Origin of the sequence: Chryseobacterium geocarposphaerae, assembly GCF_002797535.1 — a bacterium.
Lineage (GTDB): Bacteria > Bacteroidota > Bacteroidia > Flavobacteriales > Weeksellaceae > Chryseobacterium > Chryseobacterium geocarposphaerae.
In genome coordinates, this window is the sequence record NZ_PGFD01000001.1 from 1,834,077 (window position 1) to 1,856,178 (window position 22,102).

Sequence of the window (22,102 nt, forward strand, 5' to 3'; positions counted from 1 at the left end):
TGTTCATAAGGTTAAGTCATTGTAACCGTTTCCCGGTATACTGTTCTTTCTCCGCCCGTCAATATAAATTCAGCTCTTTTCGTGAAATATTGCTTTTTTGGGGAATTGTATTCCATTTTAATAATTAATTTTACCTGATACTGCTCTGTCTGATACTGGTATTTTTTATCTAATTCTTCTTTTATGGAATCTGAAACTTTGATTTCTGATGTAAAAAGTGCTTCAAAGCCGTAATTTCTCTGTTCGGCACTGATTGTTCCTTTACATTCTATATCACCAATCCCTTTGATATTCCATACAATGGACTCATAAGTTTTTTCTCCGTTGTCTACGTAATGCGGTGCAAACAAAAGAATATTCCAGAAAGGTTCCTTCAGTTTATTTTTATAAAAAACAGCTTCATTTTCAAAAGTCGTCAGATATTGATTTCTGAAAATATCTACATTATTATATTTTTCCTGAAGACCTGCTGTTTTTGATTTCCAGTTTTCTATATTTTTCTCATGGTCTACAGCTTCTAAAAAATTGCCTTTTTCATCAACTTTTATTTCCAATGGATAAGAACTTTGCTCCAATACATGAAGGATTTCCATAAATTTATTTTCAGACGGAAAAGAAGAATCTTCCACTTTATCTATTAACCAGTTTTTCGTCTGGTCTTCATTTATTTTTTCCTGTAGTGTGATTCTATAAGATGAATAAAATCCCTTTGCTTCTCCAAACTGTATTTCAAGAGCATTTTCCACATGATAATCATGGATTCCTGAGGTATATTTTTGAAAAGGTTGTACTCTTGTTTCTACCATGCGGTTTTATGATTATTTAGAAAACTAAACGATACTATTTATCACAATTTTTACTTGCCACAGTCTCTTCAGGCAGATTATAGAGATATATTTTTTCTACTGTACCGCTTCCACATTTGCTTACCAGATAATTCGCTATAAAATCCTGCTGGTAATGTGATATTTCTTCTCCCAATAGTTCTCCAGCACTTTCCTTATGAGTTATAAAGTATGAAGTATTATCTGTTTTTCTATAAAAAACAAAATTGAGTGATGATATTTCCGGCTTTGTTAATGCCTTATTTTTTTTTAATCTGTTTTCTACATATTTTACAATTTCTTGTTTCAGCATATTTTCAGCAGGTTCCGGATTGTCTATAAGAATATAGTATGAAATCTTGACAGCATTCTTGTAATAAGCATTGGTAAACGTCATATGCTCAAGTGGAATAAAGTCTTTTTTTTCCCTGTCACAGCTAATCGCTATTAAAAGAAGACATACTATCGTGATCATTTTTACAGATTGTAAATACTTCATTTTATGTGTAATTCCTATTAAGTTTACTATTTAATCATTTAATATTCTCCCGGTCTCCTTCTGCCCATATTACGAAGACGATCTTCTCTTTCTTTTTCAGTCCGTCTTTTACTTTGACGTTCTGCTTTACCGTTATTAATACTTTCTTTAAAAGTTTTTTCAAACTCCACTTTCGTGATAAAAGGTTTATATCCTCTTATATGTTGCAAAATAAACCAATATCTGAAACCAAGCAGATAATAATATTTCTTTTCTATATCCGGCATATCCAATCCGAAATGATCATACAAAACAACTTTGTACGTTGCATCATAAGTACCATTACCCGATTTATTGAATTTTGTCAACTGTACCTCATATGCCCAGGTATCGTTCATACAGATGGTGAGTCCTCCCATAAAAGTATCTTTCATCGTTGAAAACTGTGGATGTCCCCATCCTCTTCTTCCAAACTTTCCTATCTCGTCATCTGTGAAGTGTATTTCATTATCTTCAATGGATGCTATACTTCCATGGTTTTTCTTAATCCTGTCGGCAATTTCATCTTCCATACTTAAACAGAATCTTTGGTTTGAAGGATGCTGCAACACATGTTTTGTAAGGATAGGACTGGTGTATTCACCGCCTTCACTTCGTTTAAATTTCTCGATCATATCAAGGGCAACAGTTTCCAGTTCACCAACTGAAAAAAGTGTACCTACCATGCGTTTAAAGCCAGCCCACAATTCTTCATCTGTCTTATCTCTTATCTCCGACTTAATCCAAATCCCTTTACTTTCCACATCCTGCAAAGTGTACCGCGAAGGATATTGATTGGAAACTCCCAGACCGTAACACATATCATCTGCCATATTAATTCCCTTCCTGTCTTTTCCTTTAATTTTAAATCTGTCAATATAAAGAGGTAATGGATTGGCTATTTTAACCTCAACACTGGCTTTGTCAATTGGAGTTTTAAAATAAGCATATACACGCATATCATAACACGGAAGTCTCACCTGAATTGTTGCTGTGTTTCCCGTGAGTGAAGAATAATCAAAAAAGAAGGGAGCAGATATCCCGTTTATCTTTTCCTTCCATTGAAGTTTTTTATACTCGCTTTTTGTTGCAGTCCTGTTAAAAGTTGCTTTGAACCAATATTTTTCTCCTTCTTTAGGTTTTGCTATTTTCCCACCATTATCATCTAAAGGCCCTTCAACTTTTGTTACGAGTAATATATTGTCTTTTTTCGGCTGATATTCATCAAATTTCTTACCTCCTTTTTTTCCATAAAAGGTATTTTCCTGAGGAGATTTAAAATCCAGTGTTCCTTTGGAAGCATCCTTCATGATGTGTTCAGCCTCTTTATAAGACTTTCCGAAGACATTTCGTACAATATTTCCACCCTCACCTGCCATATTATTGCATTTTTACCTGTTTCCCACTATTGATAAGAACTTCCTTGGCACTTTCTACATTGATGGCATCTTTTGTACTAATGTAAGAACCAGCTTCCATATTTTCCGTAATATTTTTTGCTCTGGAGCTTCTTCCTACCTCTGCAGTTTCGATAATGTTACTTGCCGTCAGATTATAGTCATCATTAGCCGTTTCTGTAATATCTTCTCCGGCCATAATATTTATATTTCTCTGAGCGGAAGCAATGATATTTTTCCCGGCATTAATCTGTACATTTTCTCCGGCAGTAAAGGTTATATTTTTAGGTGCATTAACGGTAATATTACCTTTTCCGTCCATAAGATAGGTATTTCCACTCGGATCTTCAATAAAAATACTTCCCTCCTGATCGTTAAAGATCACTTTATTACCGCTTCTTGTCTGTATTGATTTAATATGATTGTTAATACTCCCCCCTAAAGCTACCTGCCCATGGAACATTCCTCCCATAGCGAAAGGAAAGTCAGGATGGTTATACTCAAACCCCACCATTACCTGATCCCCTACTTCTGGAATTGCTACAAAACCCCTGTTTTGAGTAATCATATCGGTTCCTCCTGCATCCGGACTCATCATTCTTATGAAATGAGTCGTATCAGGATTTTTCTGCCAGTCAAACTGCACCTGAATACGTCCTTGATTAAGTGGGTCCGTATTGGAAATTACAGTTGCTACCTGTGGCTCTGCTTTAGGCTGTATAAAATCAGGTTTAGGCATAAAGCCTGTTCCGTCGGCAATAGCTTCAAAACTTCCTGTGTAATCCCCCCGCTCTTTGACTTCATGATAAACTTCCGTAACAGTAATTTTTGTAAAATAAGAAGTCTGATTGCTATCAGGCTTTCTCATTTCGATATCAGCAAGACATCCTGGATATAAAAAAGGAACCGTAGTTTTCCCTGAAACAGTAAAAACTTCTACAGCGGCACTTCCAGCAGCACTTTTTTGGGAATCGTCCACATCTACGAACATGTTGGGATTAATGGGAGCCGGAGAAAGTGAACGGGTCTTAAAGATATTATTATTAAGCTCATAAGCTTCAGAGGGAATTCCTCCTATATGACTAATATTATTTTTAGAACCCTCCATTCTGGTATGGCTGCTGCTGTTGTATCCAAAAAATTCAGGATGGATATGTACCGCATTCAATTCAACCTGAACATCAGTTGCATTACTCCCATAGACGAGTCGAATCGGCTTTTCAGAAGGGGGAAGCTTTCCAAAATGAAGAACTTCACCATCATAGTAGAACTGTTCTCCGTAAGCTTCAGCAGTTCTTGCAAGGTAATTGTAATGGGTTTCGTTATATTGTGAGCTATAATTAATATAGCTTTTATTCTGGGCTTCCACCCTGAAATCAAATTTTCCTGACCCAAACGCCTCTTTAATTATTTTATTGGCAATAATACCTGTATTAACAGCCTGATCTCCTCCAAAACTTTGTGTATGAGGTGCGGCATCCATAAGAATAGTCGGGCTTTGGCCTTTGAGAACTATATTTCCGAGGCTCATTTTTTCCTGGCTGAAAGCTACTTTGGTAATAATTCCTACAAAATTTCTTTCAGGACTTTCACTTTCATAATCTTTATATTTAAAAACAATTGTGATACGTTTTCCCAGAAAATGCTTTGCCTGTTCTAACGTATGATTCTGAGCTTCTCCCAGAGAATCATGAGCAAGAATAAGCTCGAAGTTGTGGTGTCGCCTTACACTTTGTTGCAGGCGGAAATACTTGAAGTGTTTGATAATCTTGCCTTCAATCACAATATCCAGTTTCACCACTCGATTGATTCCCGGAATATGATTCTCAGAAATCTTATCAGAATTCGAAGTATTTTTTTTCATAAATAATGTGAGGTGTTTTCTATATCACCAAATATAGATGTAATTATAGATTAAAAATGAAATTTCTCATTAAATTTTAAAAAATGTCGTAGTTCTACGACTAACAATTATTAGACAACACAAATCCTAAAAATCAGTTATTTATAATCATCTTCGGAAACTTTTATTTTACTATTAAATTTGAGAACAGTATAGAAAAAAAGATTTTTTCTCGAAAAAAAAAACGTTTAAAACTTGTATGGTATTATAAATTATTATACTTTTGCACCACTTCAAAAAAGAAGTAACCTAATGGTTTCTTAGCTCAGTTGGTAGAGCAATGGATTGAAAATCCATGTGTCCCTGGTTCGATTCCTGGAGAAACCACTTAAAACCGTCTCAATTGAGATGGTTTTTTTGTTTTTAACATCAATTTACATTCATTTAAAATAAGTATCTTCGCTTTTTTAAATTCCAAATTGAAAATGAAAAGTATCGTTACCGGACTATTTATATTTATTTCTCTTTTTAGCTTCGCTCAGGATGGAATTCAGTTTCAGGAACTTCCTTTTAAAGATTTAGTGGCAAAAGCAAAAAAAGAAAAAAAATTGGTTTTTATAGATGCTTATGCCTCTTGGTGCGGACCTTGTAAAATGATGGAGAAAAATGTTTTTGTTACAAAATCAGTAGGTGATTTTTTCAACAAGAATTTTGTAAATGCCCGAATCGATATGGAAAAAGGGGAAGGAAGAGAAGTTGCCGCTAAATTTGGTGTCCGTTCGTACCCTACTTATCTTTTCTTAAACGGTGACGGAGAACTGGTTTCTCAAAACTATGGATACATGGAAGAAAGCATGTTCCTGCTCATGGCACAAGATGTCAATTCTCCCAACAACGCTAAAGGTTCCTTAAAAGAAAGATTTGCTAAAGGAGAGAAAGATCCTGAATTTTTAATTAATATCATTAAACTCAACTCAACTTCTGATTTTGAATTTGCTAAAAAAGCATCCGAAAGATATTTTGAAAACAAAAAGAAAACAGAGGAACTTACTAAAGACGAAATTGGTTATTTATTGTACTTTTTAAAATCTACAGAAGATCCCAATTACAAAGTATTTGTTTCAAGAAAAGCGGAAGTGATTAAATTCTTACCCGAGAAAACCTATTCAGATTTTGATCATCAACTCATTTTATCTAAAATTGTCGCACAGTCTATAGATGAAAAAAACAAACAGATTAATGAGGATTACTTCATGAAAACTGCCGAGCCTTTAGTTGGTAAAGATGAAGCTATAACAAAACTAAATCAGACCAAATTAGCCTATTACGAACAGACGGCTAACTTTGCGGAATATGAAAAAACAGCACTGGAATATTATAAAAAAACGGATTCATTTGATCCTAATGAACTTTTAAAAGCAGCATGGATTTTTTCTGAACATGTAAAAAACAAACCCTCATTAAAAAAAGCAGCCGAATGGGCGGAACAATCTGTAATGCGTGGTGAAACGTCTGAAAACACTTATATTCTGGCAAAAATTTACTTTTTAACCGGAAATATAGGACCAGCTAAGAGCTTCGCTGAAATGTCCAGAAATATAGCTGTTCAAAACAACAAAGATGCCGGTCTTGCAGAAGAATTATTAAAACAAATCAAATAATAAAAGTCTTGAAAAATAAAATTCTAATCTCCTTATTTGGATTATTTGCTCTACATACAATAAGCGCACAAACAGCTGAAGTACCTGAACAAAAATCTGAAACAAAAGTATATATAAAAGGAAATGCATTATTCATTCCTATTGGCATTGTAAATGTGGGAGTTGAACATCAATTAAACAAAAAAATAACGCTGCAAGGGGATGTTTTTATTTCTCCTTGGAAATCCTTTGCGGGGCATGAACTTCAGTATTATTCTGTTTCTTTTGATGGTAGATATTACTTTGATGAAGCTTTCAAACACTGGTTTGTAGGAGCAAACATTGGAGCCTCTTCTTTCGTTTTACAAAAATGGAGCTATTGGAATGACGACATACATTACGACCAAGAGACAATGTTACCAACTAAATACATAAGTTCTCAACTTTATCAAAAGGGATATTCAATTCTTTTAGGAATTACTGCCGGTTACCAATTTAATCTTTCAGAAAGATGGAATATGGAATTGTATGCAACTGTAGGACATTCTCAAGATTTTTATAAAGGTTATGTTCGTGGAACCGACGAGAAAGAAAGGTATGACCGTATTGAAAACTATAATAAAAGTGGGGAAATTATTCCTTACCGTGGTGGTATAATGATCTCTTATAAATTAAAATAATTCTGTATGAAATTATTCGGAAGAAATCATATCCTAGTTTGCGTGTTCACTTTCGTGATTCTGTTCTTAATGAATTATTTAGGAAATGAGGAAGCTGATAAAATAGAACGGGCTTTAATGACTGCTTCGGCAGGAGTAATAGGACTAACGATAGGCCTTCTTATTATGAATAAAGGAAAAAATGATAAAAATCCTCCCCAGGATTTTGATTAAATAAAAAAGTCAATTGTAAATGTACAATTGACTTTTTACTAATTAGTTCTCGTAAAGAATATACTTGCTTCTTATCTTTTCAAAATCTTCCAAATCAGATTTCCAAGATTCCTTAATCTCTTGGATTGATTTTCCTGATATAATTTGTTTTCTCAATTTATTCGTTCCGGCCAAAGTATCAAACCATAAATTCTTCAGAAAAAAATCCAGTTCCTGATTTTTATAATTTTTATATGCTTTAATTAACCATTCTAAATTGATCTCTCTTAAATCAGTCGGATAATTTGATAGATTTTCACCATAACATAACTTCCCATTCAAAAATGGATCTTTTGCTCCAAAATTAGGTTTTGGGGTAAATTCATACGGTAAATCCGGCGTCCATGGTGAACCATAAATTTGAAACGGTAAGTCTGTTCCTCTTCCTACAGATACCTGTGTTCCCTCAAAAAAACATAAACTTGGGTACAGATTAATGGCTTTATCATTCGGCAAATTCGGTGAAGGTTTATCTAAAATCGGGTAACGTTGTTTTTTATGATAATTCTTCATCGGAATAATGGTATATTTTGCCTGAACTTCATTTTTCAGCCATTTTTCTCCATTTACCATTTTCCCATATTCTCCTATCGTTAAACCATACACAACAGGAACTTCATGCATTCCTACAAAACTTGCCCATTTTTTCTTTAAAACAGGACCGTCTGTATATCCATCATGCGGATTGGGTCTGTCCAAAACCATAACTTCGACATTATTTTCTGCTCCTGCTTCCATCAAATAGGTCAATGTTGAAATATAAGTGTAAAATCTTACTCCTACATCCTGAATATCAAAAACAACAATATCAATACCCTTCAATTGTTCCGCAGTTGGCTTTTTATTTTTACCATATAAAGAAATGATAGGAATCCCGGTTTTTACATCTACCCCGTTTTTCACCTTTTCACCTGCATCTGCATCTCCACGGAAACCGTGTTCAGGAGCAAAAATAGTCTGAATCTTAATCCCGTTTTTAACTAAAAAATCCACCAAATGCGTCCGATCATTCATAAGTCCCGTCTGATTCGTCACAACACCGATTGTCTTATTCTTCAATAAAGGAAGATAAAGCTCCGGCTGATCCACCCCAGTTTTGAAATCTGTTTGAATCTGAGAAGAATAATGATTGAATACTCCTAAAAAAATTAGGCAAATAAGAAGTAAATTTTTAATTTTGAAATCTAAATTCATAAGCTTGAAATTTCCTTTATATTTCTCTAGAAAAATAGCGTTTTCCAAAGATAACAAAAATAATCTCTCAAGGGTTATCATCTTCATCGGCAGACTTTCCGTAGCTTTAGGGATTATTGTTTCCCTCATTACGGTTTCTACGGGCTTTGGTTCTAAGAAAGCGATCAAGGAAAGACTAGCGGATTTCAGTGGGCATATCACCATAAAATCTACCAAATCCAATTCCTCTTATAATACTTCAGTTCTGGATAATCAGGGACTGCAACTTCAGAAAATAAAGGAGCTTCCGGATGTAGCAAGCGTACAGAAATATGCTACCGTAACCGGGATTATGCGTAATGAACATAATTTTGCCGGAATTATCTTTAAAGGAATCGGAAAGGATTTTGACAGTCTGCGTTTCAAAAAATTCTTAATTGAAGGACGTACTCCCATTGTTACAGAAATAGGCTACAATCACGGAGTAACTATTTCCCAAAAAATCGCCAATGATCTTCATCTCAAACTGAAAGACAGTATTGTTACGATATTTTCTAAAGTTGATCAAAAACCAATTTACAGAAAATTTGAAGTGGTTGGAATTTACAAAACTGATATTAAAATGATTGATGAACAATTCGTTATCGGAGGCATCAATCATGTAAGAAAAATTCAGGATATGAAGCCTGATGAAGTGGGTGGAATCGATATTTTCCTGAAAAATGTGAATGATATTGACAAGGACTATCCTGAGATTGAAAAATTGATTGGCTATAAAAATTATGCCGAGAAAGCAACCGAAAAGTTTCCTCAGATCACGGATTGGATAAGTATTTACGACACCAATATTGCTCTTATTATTATCATCATGCTGATTGTTGTGATTATCAATATCATTATGGTTCTTTTGATTCTTATTATTGAAAGAACAAATTCAATTGGTTTACTTAAAACTTTAGGAGCAAGCAATTCTCAGATCAGAGCAACATTTATCAATTACACTTTAATTATTATGATTCCCGGACTTTTGTATGGAAACGCAATCGGTCTCGGATTGATTCTGATTCAGAAGTTTTTTGGGGTGATCAAACTTAACCCTGAGAACTATTATGTAAGTACAGTTCCCGTAGACCTGAACCCTATTGCAATTATATCCATTTCAGTGGGAATCCTGATTATTTCGGGATTGGCACTAATTATTCCCAGTTATCTGATCAGTAAAATATCACCCGTTAAAGCGATTAAATACAACTAAGCATTTTCTCCATCTAAATTATCCTTAAAATTTAAAATCCTATCTTTGCAGGGCTTATAAAACATTTATGAAATACGCAGAAAATATTCTTGAAACTATAGGAAATACCCCATTAGTAAAGCTTAATAAAGTTTTAGGGGAAGACTTTCCTGCATTAGTTTTAGCAAAAGTAGAAACTTTCAATCCCGGAAATTCTGTAAAGGACAGAATGGCTCTTAAAATGATTGAAGACGCAGAAAAGGATGGAAGATTAAAACCCGGAGGAACCATCATTGAAGGAACTTCAGGAAATACAGGAATGGGACTAGCTCTTGCTGCAATCATCAAAGGATACAAATGTATTTTTGTGACCAATTCTAAACAATCAAAAGAAAAATGTGATATTCTTCGTGCCGTTGGAGCTGAAGTGATCGTTTGTCCGACAGACGTAAAACCTACAGATCCGCGTTCTTATTATTCTGTGTCGAAACGACTGGCAAAAGAAACGGAAAACGGATGGTACGTGAATCAATATGATAATTTATCCAACAGAGCAGCTCATTATGAATCTACCGCTCCTGAAATTTGGGAACAAACGGAAGGGAAACTGACTCACTTTGTAGTGGGAGCCGGAACAGGAGGTACCATTACAGGCTGCGGAAAATTTTTCAAAGAGAAGAATCCTGAGATTAAAGTAATTGGTGTTGATACATACGGTTCCATCTTAAAGGAAATTCATGAAACAGGAGAAGTAAATTTAGGACATGCTTACACCTATATCACTGAAGGGATCGGTGAAGATATTCTTCCTGAGAACTATGATATGTCTGTCATCGATCATTTTGAAAAAGTTACGGATAAAGACGGCGCCGTGTACGCCAGAAAACTGGCTAAAGAAGAAGGAATTTTCTGCGGATATTCTGCAGGAAGTGCAATTGCTTCTCTGGTACAGATGAAAGATCAGTTTACAAAAGATGATGTGATTGTTGTTTTACTACATGATCACGGTTCAAGATATGTTGGAAAGATCTACAATGATGATTGGATGAAAGAAATGGGCTGGTTGGATTAATCAGCTTTTCATGATAAAAATAAAACTCAGAGTATTTTGCTCTGAGTTTTTTGTTTTATTCTTTAATATTTTGCTTTAAAACCTGTTTTAAAATACTGTAATCTTTCTCGCTCATCGATTTTCTGGGAAACATGTAACTGTACTTCCCTTCAACTGTAATAAATTCATTATTGCTATTGAAATACTCAAAATCTTTCCATTCACTGGTTTCTTTTTCATTATCAATATTTACCGTGAAGAAATTTTGATCGAACCGAATTTCATATATTTTGCAGTTTTCAAGTTTGTTTAAATAGGCATTTACCTGTTTTTTCCACCTTGAAACTTTATTAATGCTTACTGAAAGAAAAATGGCACAAATCAAAAACAGAAAGCTTACAAAATATAAAATTCCGAATTTTTCTTTGGTGAAATCATCTTTAAAGAGAAACATAATCATTAAAATCAACCCTACAACCATTGTTGTAATTGTTTTTCCTCTTGTTGTTGATGAGAAAAACAGACTTCCCTGGTTTCCGCTAAAGTATATTTCCTCGAAATCCTGCCTTTTAGGTTTTAAAACAACTACTCTTTCTTCACTCATACTTATTAATTTCTGTGCACAAAGATAGGATTTTCAATTTACCAACATCTTCACCCTACTTCATTATTCCTTACCCATCTTCATATTTATCGCTAATTGCAGAAAGCTTATTCATCAATTCCCGGTTTTTCTGTTTTAAATCTTCCATTTTCTTCAGCATATCATGAATAACTTCCAAGCCGGGAAGGTTGATCTCCAGATCGTAATGCCAATTGGCAAACCTTTCAAAAGAAGGTAAATCTTCATACCTCAGATACCTGATTTCATTTTCGGTCTGAATATGCAGCAAACCGGAATCTACCAGTTCATCAAAAAAAGTGACTTCAATATTATATATTTTTACGAGTTCTTCTCGCGATATTCTTTCACTCATGACTTAGGAATTTTTAAGTTGTTCAAAAAGTTCTTTTTGTTTTTCGGTGAGATTTGTCGGCAGTTTCACTTCGTAAGTCACAAACAGATCACCAAAATCGCCTTCTTTTTTATATGCCGGAAAACCTTTTCCTTTCAGCCTTACTGTCGTTCCGTTTTGGGTTTCAGGTTTTACTTTTAAATTAACACTTCCTGTCAATGTATTTACTTTTACATCACCACCTAAAACAGCAGTATATAAATCTATCGAAACTTTCGTTTTCAGATCATCACCTATTCTTTCAAAATTCGGATCGGCAGGAATAGTAAAAGTGATATATAAATCCCCATGAGGCCCTCCATTAAAGCCTGGATTTCCATGACCTTTTAATTTAATTTGCTGGCCGTCATATACTCCGGCAGGAATTGTAATTCTTACTTTCTTACCATTAATATCAAAAGTCTGCTGATGCGTTGTGGCTGCATCTTTTAAACTTAAATTCAACTCTGCATGTACATCCTGTCCTTTAAATTTTCCTGAAGCACTACCTCTCGAACTTCTCCCAAAACCGCCTCCGGCTCCGCCAAACATGCTCTGGAAAAAATCTGAAAAATCTTCCCCCTCTCCAAAATCAGCACCGGAAAATCCACCTCCGAAATTTCCGCTTTGACTTTGACTTTGACTTTGACTTTGATATTGTCTTTGCTGTTGCTGAGCTTTCTCGTATTCTTCCCCATGCTTCCAGTGTTCCCCATATTTATCGTATTTTTTACGATTTTCAGGATTGCTGAGCACTTCATTGGCTTCATTCAGTTCTTTGAATTTTCGCTCGGCCTCTTTGTCATCAGGATTTAAGTCTGGATGTAGCTTCCTCGCTAATTTTCTGTAAGCTCTTTTAATGTCATCTTGCGTCGCATTCTTATCTACACCTAAAATTTTATAGTAATCTATATACGCCATAGGAACGTTTTTACTCAAATTTAAGGAATTTATGACTGAAATTAATACTATTGAATGTTAAAAATAAGCCTATCTTTGATTAAAAAGCACCCTATGAAAGAAGTGTTGAAAAACTATTCAGGAATCATCCTTTTATTGCTAGGAATCACCATTGGAAGCATTATCGGAATTGTTGCTCCCGATGTTGTTTATTATATCAAACCTTTAGGTGATATTTTCCTGAATCTTCTTTTTGTGAGTGTGGTTCCATTGGTATTTTTTGCTGTTTCCAATTCTATTGCATCATTGGAACAGCAATCCAAATTCGGAAAAATCATGGTAACGATGGCTTTTACCTTTCTGTTCTTTATTTTAACAGCCGCTGTTTTTACCATTTGTGCTGTTTATGTATTTCCTGTATCCGGAGTTTCCGGAAGCAACGAAATTATTGAAGAAGCAGCGAATAACGACAGCTGGGGAAATAGAATTGTAGGGTTCTTTACGGTTGGGGAATTCACACAGCTTTTTTCAAGACAAAATATGTTAGCGCTTTTAATTTTTGCTTTCATGACAGGGTTTTCAGCCAGAAAAGCAGGAGAAAAGGGTTCGGTTTTCAGATCATTTATTGCTTCCGGTTACGAAGTGATGAAAGAACTGCTTTTATTAATAATGAAAATCGCTCCAATTGGTCTGGGAGCTTATTTTGCCTATCAGGTGGCAACTTTAGGACCTCAACTTTTTGGATTTTATGCTAAACCTTTAGGGTTATACTATATTGCAGGAGTTGTTTATTTCTTAGTCTTTTTCTCACTTTATGCTTTTATGGCAAAAGGGCAGAATGGAGTAAAAAGTTTTTGGACCAATGCTATTTATCCGACTTTAACCGCTTTGAGTACCTGCAGCAGTTTTGCAACAATGCCTGCTAATTTACAGGCCGCTTCAAAAATTGGAATTCCAAGCCAAATTTCAAATATTGTGATTCCGATTGGAACGACCTTGCATAAGAATGGCTCATCAATGTCTTCAATTATTAAGATTTATGTAGCTTTTTTAATTATCGGAAGAGATTTTTTTGATCCGATGAATTTACTTTTAGCGTTAGGAATTACGGTTTTTGTAAGTATTGTCGCCGGTGGAATTCCGAATGGCGGATATATTGGCGAAATGTTGATGATTTCTGTTTATAAATTGCCACAGGAAGCCATTCCGGCAGTGATGATTATCGGAACACTCGTTGATCCTTTAGCTACAGTTCTGAATGCTGTCGGTCAATTGGTAGCTTCCATGTTTGTGAGTAGGTTTGTGAAAGTTTAATTTTTATTAATATGAATTCTTTTTATAAAAGTATCGGGCTTTATGATAGTCTCAAATTCGATATTGACATGAACACATCTGAATTTGTAGAAAGCCTGAAGAAGATCACCTATAATACTAATACGTCTTTCATATCTCTAATTCCTGATAACGGGATTCCTACAAGGTTTGAATATCGGGGAACTGTGAACAAGAATGATTTTACAATTAAAAGAAGGCTGCATTTCTTCGATTTTAATATTCTACATTCGGTTATAATGGGAAGTATTTTGGAAGTGAATAATAAAACATCACTTGAAATAAAATTTAAACCATTCTTTTTTCATTTTATAACAATGATCATCTCAACTGTTTTTACCATGTTTATTGCCAGCCAAATTAGTAAAGACGAAAATAATTATTTTATTCTTGTTCTTCCGTTCTTTGTGGCTATTATCCAATATTTCATACTGAAAAGAAGCATCAAAAGAGGCAAATATGACTTTTTAAGAGAATTGAATTTTATTGCTCAAAAAAATAATTCCTTAAAAAATATACGATAATTATTCACTTCTTTTCACAGGTTCCAGATTTTGTAATTCTTCCTGTGTGAAAAGTCTGTAATTGACTTTAAATGTTTTTCCTAAAGGTGTTTCCAAAGAAAACCCTCCCGGTCCGAAACCATCTACAGCATCCAATGTGAAATGCGAATATTTCCAGTATTCGAAAAGATCACGGTCGATCCAGAATTCATGGCCGTTGATGGTGCCGATCATGGCATCATTCATTCTTGGGAAGATTCCTCCTTTCTCGAAACATTGAGGTTGTGTTCCTTCGCAGCAGCCTCCTGCTTGATAAAACATCAAATCGCCATATTTTTTTTCTAATTCCCAGATCACTTCTATGGCTTTTTCCGTGGCTGAAAGACGTGATATTTTGGTTTGCATAATTTTTTCTTTTGTGATAATTTAAATATCGACATTACTTGTTTCTAATTTAAGGTACAATAACAATCGAAGTATAAAGCGTGTAAAGTTTCCAGCCTAATTTTTCATAAAGAGACTTCCCTTGCTGGGTAGCTACTAAAAAATTCTTCCGAATACCATTCGAGATTGCAATATTTTCCAATTCTTTCATTAGAATGGTAGCAAGTCCTTTCCCCCTATGCTCCTCGTGTGTTACAATTCTATCATAAATTGCCAAATCATCAACAAGTATAAGACGGCCTTCCGAGGCAATTTTATTTTTATCCGTCAGAATTTGAGCGATAAATACTGAGTTTAAAACCTGAACTTTTAGATTATAATCGTCACTTAACTCAAGATGAACAGCTTTCATTGGTTCAAAGCAATACATCATGTAACCCTGAGGCTGGATCTCCCATCTTGCCGGAATCTTATCTTTTATGTCTTCCGGAGAACCACAGAATTTAAGATAAATCCAAGTATCATCAATTTCATTTGATAATTGAAAAAAATCATCATTAAGTTCTGGAAAAACATAACGTTGTTTTTGATCCGGATATCCAACATCTACTTTAAACCCTGATTTATATTCGGCTGGCAAAGGCAAATCACGTGATATACACCAGGCTTTCAACCAATTCAGGATTAAATCTCTTGAAATTAAATCTCCCATCATGCTTTTAATTAGAACTTCAAAAATAAAATTTCTCCTAATATCATATTGGAAAACTCTGCGTGAGTTGACGTATTGTTATATTTATTCTTCTTGATAACCCTTAGACAGTTTAATTTCGTACAATTTAACTATTGCTTTTTTTACCATTTGACTACAGTAAAGTTAAAAAAGTTCGGCGAAATTTCATTTCGCCGAACCCACTCATCATCATTTAATTTGAGCCTGCAATATCGAGAACGATTCTGCCATCAATCTGCCCTTTTTTCATTTTATCAAAAACATTATTGATATCTTCTAATTTTGCAGGAGTCACCGTTGCCTTTACCAATCCTTCATTGGCAAAGTCCAGGGCTTCCTGAAGATCTTTTCTGGTTCCTACAATTGAACCCCTTACAGTTATTCTCTTCAGCACCGTTTCAAAAATCGGTAATTCAAAGGAGCCCGGAGGAAGACCATTCAAAGCAATAGTTCCTTTTCTTCTCAGAACATCAATCCCCTGTTTAAAAGCAATGGGAGAGACCGCCGTAATCAACGCGCCGTGCATTCCGCCGACTTCTTTATGAAGATATTCTCCAGGATCTGTGTTTTTTGCATTGACCACTAAGTCTGCTCCCAATTTTTTCGCTAAATCTAATTTGTCATCTGCAACATCAATCGCCGCAACATGCATCCCCATGGCTTTTGCATATTGTACCGCAACGTGCCCCAATCCTCCAATTCCTGAAATAGCTACCCACTCTCCTGGTTTTGTTTCGGTTTCTTTTAAACCTTTGTAAACCGTTACCCCCGCACAAAGAATAGGTGCGATTTCTAAAAAGTTAACATCGGATTTCAAATGGCCAACATATCGTGAGTCTGCAATAACATATTCTGCAAAACCTCCATCAACACTATAACCTCCGTTTTTTTGGGCTTCACAAAGGGTTTCCCAACCCGTAATGCAGTAATCACAACATCCGCAAGCGGAATACAGCCATGGAACTCCTACCGCATCACCCTCCTTTACATAAGCTTCCGGTCCGCAAGCGATCACAATTCCGACCCCTTCATGCCCGGGAATCAATGGCATTTTAGGCTTTGCAGGCCAGTCTCCGTCAACAGCGTGTAAGTCTGTATGGCAAACTCCACATGCAATTACTTTTACCAAAACTTCATATCTTCCGGGCTCTCTTACCGGAACTTCTTCTATTTTTAAGGGTTGTCCATAGCCTTGAACAACGGCAGCTTTCATTGTTTTTGGAATCATATCTTGATTTTTTGATTAGTTTTTAGTTTAATGTTTCATCTTTTAATTTGATGATTTTTTTTAACGCAAAGAGCCCAAAGACTTTTTTTGCCAATTAGGCTGTGTATTTTAAGCTCGCAAAGCGTTTGACTTAGCCAAGATCACTAAGAATTTTATCTTATGAATTTTTACAAGATCTCCGGCTCACCTGAATTTCAGGCAAGAAGTACTATTGTTTGCGTGAGGGATAGGAAGGGTCTCGTTTGAAAAAACGAGAGTGCGAAGCACCGAAACGAAGTGAAGCCCTGGATAGCCCGACCGTTTTTCCCCGTTGTCGAGACGGGGAAAACGGGCACGCCCTAATATTTAAAAATTAAAAGAAACCTAATTTGTTTTTGTTGTATGAAATCAACATGTTTTTGGTCTGACGGTAGTGATCCAACATCATTTTATGGTTTTCACGGCCGATTCCCGACTGTTTATAGCCTCCGAAAGGCGCCCCTGCCGGATAAGAATGATACTGGTTCACCCAAACTCTGCCTGCCTGAATCTGGCGCGGGATATTGTATAGCTGGTGTGCATCTCTTGTCCAAACTCCAGCTCCAAGACCATAAATAGTATCGTTTGCAATTCGTAATGCTTCCTCTTCATCTTTAAACGTGGTAAAAGCCAATACTGGTCCGAAAATTTCTTCCTGGAAAATTCTCATCCTGTTGTTTCCTTTAAAAATAGTCGGTTGGATATAGTATCCGTTTTCCAAACCTTCACCAACATTGTTCACATCTCCACCAACAAGCACTTCTGCTCCTTCTTCTTTTCCTAACTGAATGTAAGAAAGGATTTTATCTTTTTGAATCTTAGAAGCCTGAGCTCCCATCATTACGGTTTTATCCAGTGGGTTACCTACTTTAATCGCTTTTACTCTTTCGATCACTTTCGCGATGAAAGCATCTGCAATATCTTCCTGAACTAATAATCTTGACGGGCAGGTACAGATTTCACCCTGATTTAGAGCAAAAAGAACCGCTCCTTCAATCGCTTTATCTAAAAATTCATCATCGGCATCCATTACCGAACTGAAGAAAACGTTCGGAGATTTTCCTCCCAACTCCAATGTTACAGGGATAATATTTTCTGTTGCATACTGCATTACCAAACGACCTGTGGCTGTAGAACCCGTAAATGCTGCTTTTGCCACTTTTGGATTTGTCACTAAAGCCCTTCCTAATTCTGCTCCGAAGCCGTTCACAATATTTACAACTCCAGGAGGAAGTAAATCGCCAATTAGTTCCATCAAAACCATAATGGAGATCGGTGTACTTTCGGCAGGTTTTAACACCACACAGTTTCCTGCTGCCAAAGCGGGAGCCAGCTTCCAAACCGCCATTAAAATTGGAAAATTCCATGGAATGATTTGAGCGATAACGCCAAGAGGTTCATGGACAATAAGAGAAACCGTATCTTTATCCAGTTCATTATGAGAACCTTCTTCAGCCCTGATTACCGAAGCAAAATACCTGAAATGGTCAATTGCCAGAGGAATATCTGCTGCTAAAGTTTCTCTTACAGCTTTTCCGTTGTCTATCGTTTCAACCGTTGCGATGTACTCTAAATTCTGCTCGATTCTGTCTGCAATTTTGTTTAAAATAATACTCCTTTCTGTAGAAGAAGTATCTTTCCAGGTCTGAAATGCTTTTTCTGCAGCATTTACCGCCAATTCCAAATCTTCTTTTGAAGAGTGAGCCGCCTGTGTGAAATTTCTTCCATCAACAGGAGAAACTACGTCAAAATACTGCCCGTTTACAGGTGCTGTAAATTTTCCGTTAATATAGTTATCATATCTGCTTTTAAATTCAGGCCACTGTAATAAAGTACCTGATTGTAGTTGTGCTGTAGTGCTCATATTTATATAGTTTTAATTTTTCTGTAAAGCCAAATTACACTTACCAGCAACATTCATATAGCAAAATCGTACAAAAAAATATCAAAATCGTGCAGAGTGATAATTTTATTATTTCATTAACATTTATTTAAGTTGATTATTTTCTATATTTGAGTAAACAGGTTATAAAAAATGTTTAGAAATGAACAATAACAAGATTTTATTAGAAACTCCCGAATTAAAAAGGGAAAACCAGCTATTACATCTGGTTGAAAATCAGACAAAATTCAATCTAAACAATTGTGAATTTAGCATTTATGAAACCCATAAGGCTGCATTTGATGTAAAACTGCATTTTGAAACAATAGCATTCACCGCAATGCTCCGTGGAAAAAAACATATGAAACTGGATAATAAGACGAATTACTTTGACTATTATCCTGGAGAAAGTGTGCTTGTTTCACCGGGAGAGACAATGGTAATTGATTTTCCTGAAGCAGATGAAACGCCATCACAATGCATTTCTTTGAGCCTGAATCCTGAATTTATTGAAAATTCTCTGAATCATTTAAACTATCATCTTCCTAAAGTAGATGAAACTTCCCGGTGGAATATTGAGCTGGATGAATATTTTTTGTTTAACAATCAGTCTTTGGCTTCGGCTACCAATAATATCATGAGAATTGCGATGGATGATAATTCCCAAAAAGATATTATGGCCGATTTCGCCTTAAAAGAACTTTTGATCCGTCTGATGCAAACTCAGGCGAGAAGTATGGTGGAAAAGAATATTGTAAAGAATAAATCCAGAATCGGCTTTGCTGTAGATTATATCAGAAAAAATCTTCACCAGAAATTATCGATTGAGAGTATTGCCAAACTGGCTTATGTAAGCAAATCAAATTTCTTTAAAATGTTTAAAGATGAGCTGGGAACTTCTCCGAATGATTTTATTTTACAGGAAAGAATTAATAAGGCAAAAGAATTGTTAGCGAGTCAGAACAGTATTAAAGAAACGGCTTACCAGACCGGTTTTTCGGATACCAATTACTTCACAAGAGTATTCAAGCAACTGGTAGGAGTTACCCCAAAAAACTACCAGGATAAGGTTTTATTTTTAGAATAAAAAAGACCTCAATTTGACATTGAGGCCTTATTAATTTGATTACCCTTGATAATTGTAATATCTTGCTCCTTTCAAAACAGGGCTTTCCAATTCTACAGATTGTAATCCGAAACCTTTATAGTTGTTGTTCACAGAATTTTCCAATTGCTTTCTATGTAGCTTTTCATAGGTATCAAAATCGATTGCCTTTCTGTTTTTTAATCCTTCAAATAAATCCCATTTTGCCACCACATTTTTCCAGTTTTCAGAAACTTTTCCGGCAAAGACTTTAGACTTGGAACCGCTTCCATAGCCTAAAAATCCGATTTCCTGCCCAGCTAATTCTTCATTTTCGTTGAAAGAAGTCTGCAATGCGGAAAGTAAAGCCATAAAAATAGAGGCTGTATACATATTTCCAATTTCTGAAGAAGCTCTTTGGGATTTCTCAATTTTATCATTGATAAACTGAATATATTCCTCAGATTTTGCAACCGATTTTTGCTCATCAGGAGTTTCATAAGACAATCCGTTTTCTAAGCTGTAAATTTCAGTGAAAACTCTTTTTCCGTGAAAAGCATAAGGAAGATGGAAAATGAGATATTTCCAGATCTCATAAGGTTTATTTTTTCCGGTAATCTCTTTATAATGATTATAAGCTTCTCTGATTCTGTCCTGATAACATTGGTTGGAATATTGTCCGTCAAAAACAGGTTCATCCGTAAAAACTTCAATTTTCTCAGGGAAATTTTCGGGAGCATTTGTTAAATCTTCTTTTGTAAAATGGCGTCTCGGCTTGAAAAAGTCGAAAACAGATTCTGTAGCTACTCCCCAATTGTTTTCAATTTCTATTAACTCAGGCTTGGAAGATACTAAAACAGCAACAGCACCTCCACCCTGCGTATATTCACCGGAAGAAACCAGCTCATATTTTGCGTAATCACTCGCAATAACCACCGCTTTTTTGTCAGGATTTGCTCTTACGAAATCTAAAGAATTGTGAAGAGCGTCTACTGCTCCGATACAAGCAAAAGTCATATCTACCACGTCACAGTTTTTGAAACATCTTTCTCCGAATTCTGCTTCTAAGACTTTTTCAACCATCTGCATGGCGTAAGAAGCCGTTGGTTTTGCCGCATCCAGAGCACTTTCTGTTCCCAGATAAATTCTTGATATTTCTTTTGGATTGATATTGTAATCTTTAATCAGTTTCAGCAAAGCTTCGGCTGCAAAGGTTGCTGCATCTTCATGAACATCAGGAAAACCCATTTTATGCAATCCTAGTCCTTTTTCCAGTTTTGCAGGTTCAATTCCTCTTTTTTCTGCTAAATCCTTAATTTCCAAATATAAGGAAGGTACATAATAGCTTGCTGCTTCGATTCCAAAAGTCATATTATTTTAATTTTATACGAATTTAAAAAATGTAAACGTTTAATTAGTTATAGTTTTTGCTAAATATTTAAAATTTTTAAGTAAAACAGTAAAGTCATAAAATTTTAATCTATTTTTTCAAGCAAAATTCTGAATCTGACAAATTATTTAAAAAGCACCTCTGGGGAGAGATGCTCCGACTAATAAAAAATTTAGTTTTTTATGCAACCTTATTCTTTATTTTTTTATCATTTTAAATGTTTTTATTTCTCCATTCTCAGTTTTACCTGAAACAATATACATTCCACCGCTTAAAGCAGAAACATTCATACTCCCCTGATCAGCTTCAACCTTATTGGTCTGAACCTTTTTCCCTGATTCGTCATAAATACTGATTTCCTGTATTCTTTCTTCTCCTTTAAAGTTCAGAATATCCTTTACCGGATTCGGGAAATATTTAATCTGTGTATTCGACAGCTTTGAAATTTCTTTGCTGCTTAAAACATCATTACTTATGGTAACATTATCTATTAATGTAGAATATCCCTGAGCATTTTCACATTCTATAGCAACCTGATAAATATTGGGCGGCATCCCGATATTGGCAAAAAGATACCAGGAAGCGAAAGGAGGCTGAAATCCCATCAATGTTGACCAAGGATCTGTAGCGGACATTCTATAATAAATTCTTACCCAGTTTGCATTGCCATTCTGTTGCGGATTGATAAGATAGAAACTGATTTTAGGAGAAGTAAGATTCGCAGAGTTTAAAGGAGGACTTACCAGTTTGGTTTTGTCAGCAGAAGTGGTATTTGCAGGAAAATTGGCAAATTTAGTTCCTGCAAAAGCTGTAACTCCTATACTTCCCGTAGTTGCCGCAGAAGTAAAAGTCCAGCTCACATTATTCGTTTCATATATTTGCGTCCAGCTTGCTCTGGTTGGCGAACTGTCTTCGAAAGTTTCTGTCCAGGGAAATGTAGAAACCTGCGCATTAAAACCAATTACAAAAAGCATCAATAAAAAAGAAAAAAATTGACGATTCATCATCAATTTAAAAAATAGACTTGTTTTCATTTTCAGTT

22 protein-coding genes and 1 tRNA gene are annotated in these 22,102 nt (G+C 35.3%); 9 read left to right on the plus strand and 14 right to left on the minus strand.

The genetic code is table 11. From position 1 onward, the window contains the following. Nucleotides 1–11: 11 nt before the first annotated feature. Genes CLV73_RS08120 through CLV73_RS08135 form a run of 4 tightly spaced genes read right to left on the minus strand, consistent with a single transcriptional unit; the run spans nucleotide 12 to nucleotide 4,602 of the window. Nucleotides 12–806: a hypothetical protein gene (locus CLV73_RS08120; protein ID WP_100376333.1), complete on the minus strand. Its 795-nt coding sequence runs from the start codon at nucleotides 804–806 to the stop codon at nucleotides 12–14. Nucleotides 807–840: 34 nt separating this feature from the next. Further along, nucleotides 841–1,323, minus strand: a complete 483-nt coding sequence (locus CLV73_RS08125; protein ID WP_157798757.1) for a hypothetical protein — start codon at nucleotides 1,321–1,323, stop codon at nucleotides 841–843. Between the two features lie 38 nt (nucleotides 1,324–1,361). Beyond that, nucleotides 1,362–2,720, minus strand: a complete 1,359-nt coding sequence (locus tag CLV73_RS08130) for a DUF3289 family protein (protein ID WP_100376335.1) — start codon at nucleotides 2,718–2,720, stop codon at nucleotides 1,362–1,364. Nucleotide 2,721: 1 nt separating this feature from the next. Next, entirely contained in the window at nucleotides 2,722–4,602 is a 1,881-nt protein-coding gene (locus CLV73_RS08135; RefSeq protein WP_100376336.1) for a type VI secretion system Vgr family protein, read from the minus strand. A 293-nt stretch (nucleotides 4,603–4,895) separates the two neighbouring features. Between CLV73_RS08135 and CLV73_RS08140 the strand changes: the two genes are divergently transcribed. From CLV73_RS08140 to CLV73_RS08155, 4 genes are all read left to right on the plus strand, one after another. Next, nucleotides 4,896–4,968, plus strand: a tRNA-Phe gene (locus CLV73_RS08140). Between the two features lie 98 nt (nucleotides 4,969–5,066). Then, nucleotides 5,067–6,242 carry a thioredoxin family protein gene (locus CLV73_RS08145; protein ID WP_100376337.1) on the plus strand — a complete coding sequence of 392 codons (1,176 nt, stop codon included), beginning with the start codon at nucleotides 5,067–5,069 and terminating at the stop codon, nucleotides 6,240–6,242. 8 nt (nucleotides 6,243–6,250) lie between these two features. Next, the gene (locus CLV73_RS08150) at nucleotides 6,251–6,901 is read left to right on the plus strand and encodes a DUF3575 domain-containing protein (protein WP_100376338.1); all 651 of its coding nucleotides are present in this window, start codon (nucleotides 6,251–6,253) and stop codon (nucleotides 6,899–6,901) included. A 6-nt stretch (nucleotides 6,902–6,907) separates the two neighbouring features. Next, nucleotides 6,908–7,114, plus strand: a complete 207-nt coding sequence (locus CLV73_RS08155) for a hypothetical protein (RefSeq protein WP_100376339.1) — start codon at nucleotides 6,908–6,910, stop codon at nucleotides 7,112–7,114. A gap of 42 nt (nucleotides 7,115–7,156) precedes the next feature. Here the strand turns inward: CLV73_RS08155 and CLV73_RS08160 are convergent, their stop codons facing one another. Beyond that, the gene (locus tag CLV73_RS08160) at nucleotides 7,157–8,347 is read right to left on the minus strand and encodes an exo-beta-N-acetylmuramidase NamZ family protein (protein WP_100377022.1); all 1,191 of its coding nucleotides are present in this window, start codon (nucleotides 8,345–8,347) and stop codon (nucleotides 7,157–7,159) included. Nucleotides 8,348–8,351: 4 nt separating this feature from the next. Between CLV73_RS08160 and CLV73_RS08165 the strand changes: the two genes are divergently transcribed. Together CLV73_RS08165 and CLV73_RS08170 are read left to right on the plus strand one after the other, a co-directional pair. Next, the gene (locus CLV73_RS08165; RefSeq protein WP_100376340.1) at nucleotides 8,352–9,581 is read left to right on the plus strand and encodes an ABC transporter permease; all 1,230 of its coding nucleotides are present in this window, start codon (nucleotides 8,352–8,354) and stop codon (nucleotides 9,579–9,581) included. Nucleotides 9,582–9,648: 67 nt separating this feature from the next. Continuing rightward, complete coding sequence (locus CLV73_RS08170; RefSeq protein WP_100376341.1) at nucleotides 9,649–10,632, plus strand: PLP-dependent cysteine synthase family protein; 984 nt, start codon at nucleotides 9,649–9,651, stop codon at nucleotides 10,630–10,632. A 55-nt stretch (nucleotides 10,633–10,687) separates the two neighbouring features. Here the strand turns inward: CLV73_RS08170 and CLV73_RS08175 are convergent, their stop codons facing one another. From CLV73_RS08175 to CLV73_RS08185, 3 genes are all read right to left on the minus strand, one after another. Next, the gene (locus CLV73_RS08175; RefSeq protein ID WP_100376342.1) at nucleotides 10,688–11,215 is read right to left on the minus strand and encodes a hypothetical protein; all 528 of its coding nucleotides are present in this window, start codon (nucleotides 11,213–11,215) and stop codon (nucleotides 10,688–10,690) included. 70 nt (nucleotides 11,216–11,285) lie between these two features. After that, nucleotides 11,286–11,588 (minus strand): chaperone modulator CbpM, encoded by a 303-nt coding sequence (locus CLV73_RS08180; protein ID WP_100376343.1) that lies wholly within the window; start codon nucleotides 11,586–11,588, stop codon nucleotides 11,286–11,288. Between the two features lie 3 nt (nucleotides 11,589–11,591). After that, on the minus strand, nucleotides 11,592–12,527 hold the full coding sequence (locus tag CLV73_RS08185) for a DnaJ C-terminal domain-containing protein (protein WP_100376344.1): 936 nt from the start codon (nucleotides 12,525–12,527) through the stop codon (nucleotides 11,592–11,594). Nucleotides 12,528–12,620: 93 nt separating this feature from the next. Between CLV73_RS08185 and CLV73_RS08190 the strand changes: the two genes are divergently transcribed. Together CLV73_RS08190 and CLV73_RS08195 are read left to right on the plus strand one after the other, a co-directional pair. Next, complete coding sequence (locus tag CLV73_RS08190; protein WP_100376345.1) at nucleotides 12,621–13,820, plus strand: dicarboxylate/amino acid:cation symporter; 1,200 nt, start codon at nucleotides 12,621–12,623, stop codon at nucleotides 13,818–13,820. A 68-nt stretch (nucleotides 13,821–13,888) separates the two neighbouring features. After that, entirely contained in the window at nucleotides 13,889–14,362 is a 474-nt protein-coding gene (locus CLV73_RS08195) for a hypothetical protein (protein WP_157798758.1), read from the plus strand. Here the strand turns inward: CLV73_RS08195 and CLV73_RS08200 are convergent, their stop codons facing one another. The 4 genes from CLV73_RS08200 to CLV73_RS08215 all read right to left on the minus strand — a co-directional run bounded on the left by CLV73_RS08200 (nucleotide 14,363) and on the right by CLV73_RS08215 (nucleotide 18,568). Then, complete coding sequence (locus CLV73_RS08200) at nucleotides 14,363–14,746, minus strand: DUF779 domain-containing protein (RefSeq protein ID WP_100376347.1); 384 nt, start codon at nucleotides 14,744–14,746, stop codon at nucleotides 14,363–14,365. A 49-nt stretch (nucleotides 14,747–14,795) separates the two neighbouring features. Next, nucleotides 14,796–15,440: a GNAT family N-acetyltransferase gene (locus tag CLV73_RS08205; protein WP_228424285.1), complete on the minus strand. Its 645-nt coding sequence runs from the start codon at nucleotides 15,438–15,440 to the stop codon at nucleotides 14,796–14,798. 211 nt (nucleotides 15,441–15,651) lie between these two features. Next, nucleotides 15,652–16,686 carry an alcohol dehydrogenase AdhP gene (gene adhP, locus CLV73_RS08210; RefSeq protein ID WP_100376349.1) on the minus strand — a complete coding sequence of 345 codons (1,035 nt, stop codon included), beginning with the start codon at nucleotides 16,684–16,686 and terminating at the stop codon, nucleotides 15,652–15,654. Between the two features lie 352 nt (nucleotides 16,687–17,038). After that, complete coding sequence (locus tag CLV73_RS08215; RefSeq protein WP_100376350.1) at nucleotides 17,039–18,568, minus strand: aldehyde dehydrogenase family protein; 1,530 nt, start codon at nucleotides 18,566–18,568, stop codon at nucleotides 17,039–17,041. 181 nt (nucleotides 18,569–18,749) lie between these two features. Between CLV73_RS08215 and CLV73_RS08220 the strand changes: the two genes are divergently transcribed. Next, on the plus strand, nucleotides 18,750–19,673 hold the full coding sequence (locus CLV73_RS08220) for an AraC family transcriptional regulator (protein WP_100376351.1): 924 nt from the start codon (nucleotides 18,750–18,752) through the stop codon (nucleotides 19,671–19,673). A gap of 39 nt (nucleotides 19,674–19,712) precedes the next feature. Here the strand turns inward: CLV73_RS08220 and CLV73_RS08225 are convergent, their stop codons facing one another. Both CLV73_RS08225 and CLV73_RS08230 read right to left on the minus strand, forming a co-directional pair. Further along, nucleotides 19,713–21,041 (minus strand): hydroxymethylglutaryl-CoA synthase family protein, encoded by a 1,329-nt coding sequence (locus CLV73_RS08225; protein WP_100376352.1) that lies wholly within the window; start codon nucleotides 21,039–21,041, stop codon nucleotides 19,713–19,715. Between the two features lie 216 nt (nucleotides 21,042–21,257). Continuing rightward, on the minus strand, nucleotides 21,258–22,094 hold the full coding sequence (locus CLV73_RS08230) for a T9SS type A sorting domain-containing protein (RefSeq protein ID WP_100376353.1): 837 nt from the start codon (nucleotides 22,092–22,094) through the stop codon (nucleotides 21,258–21,260). Between the last annotated feature and the right edge of the window lie 8 nt (nucleotides 22,095–22,102).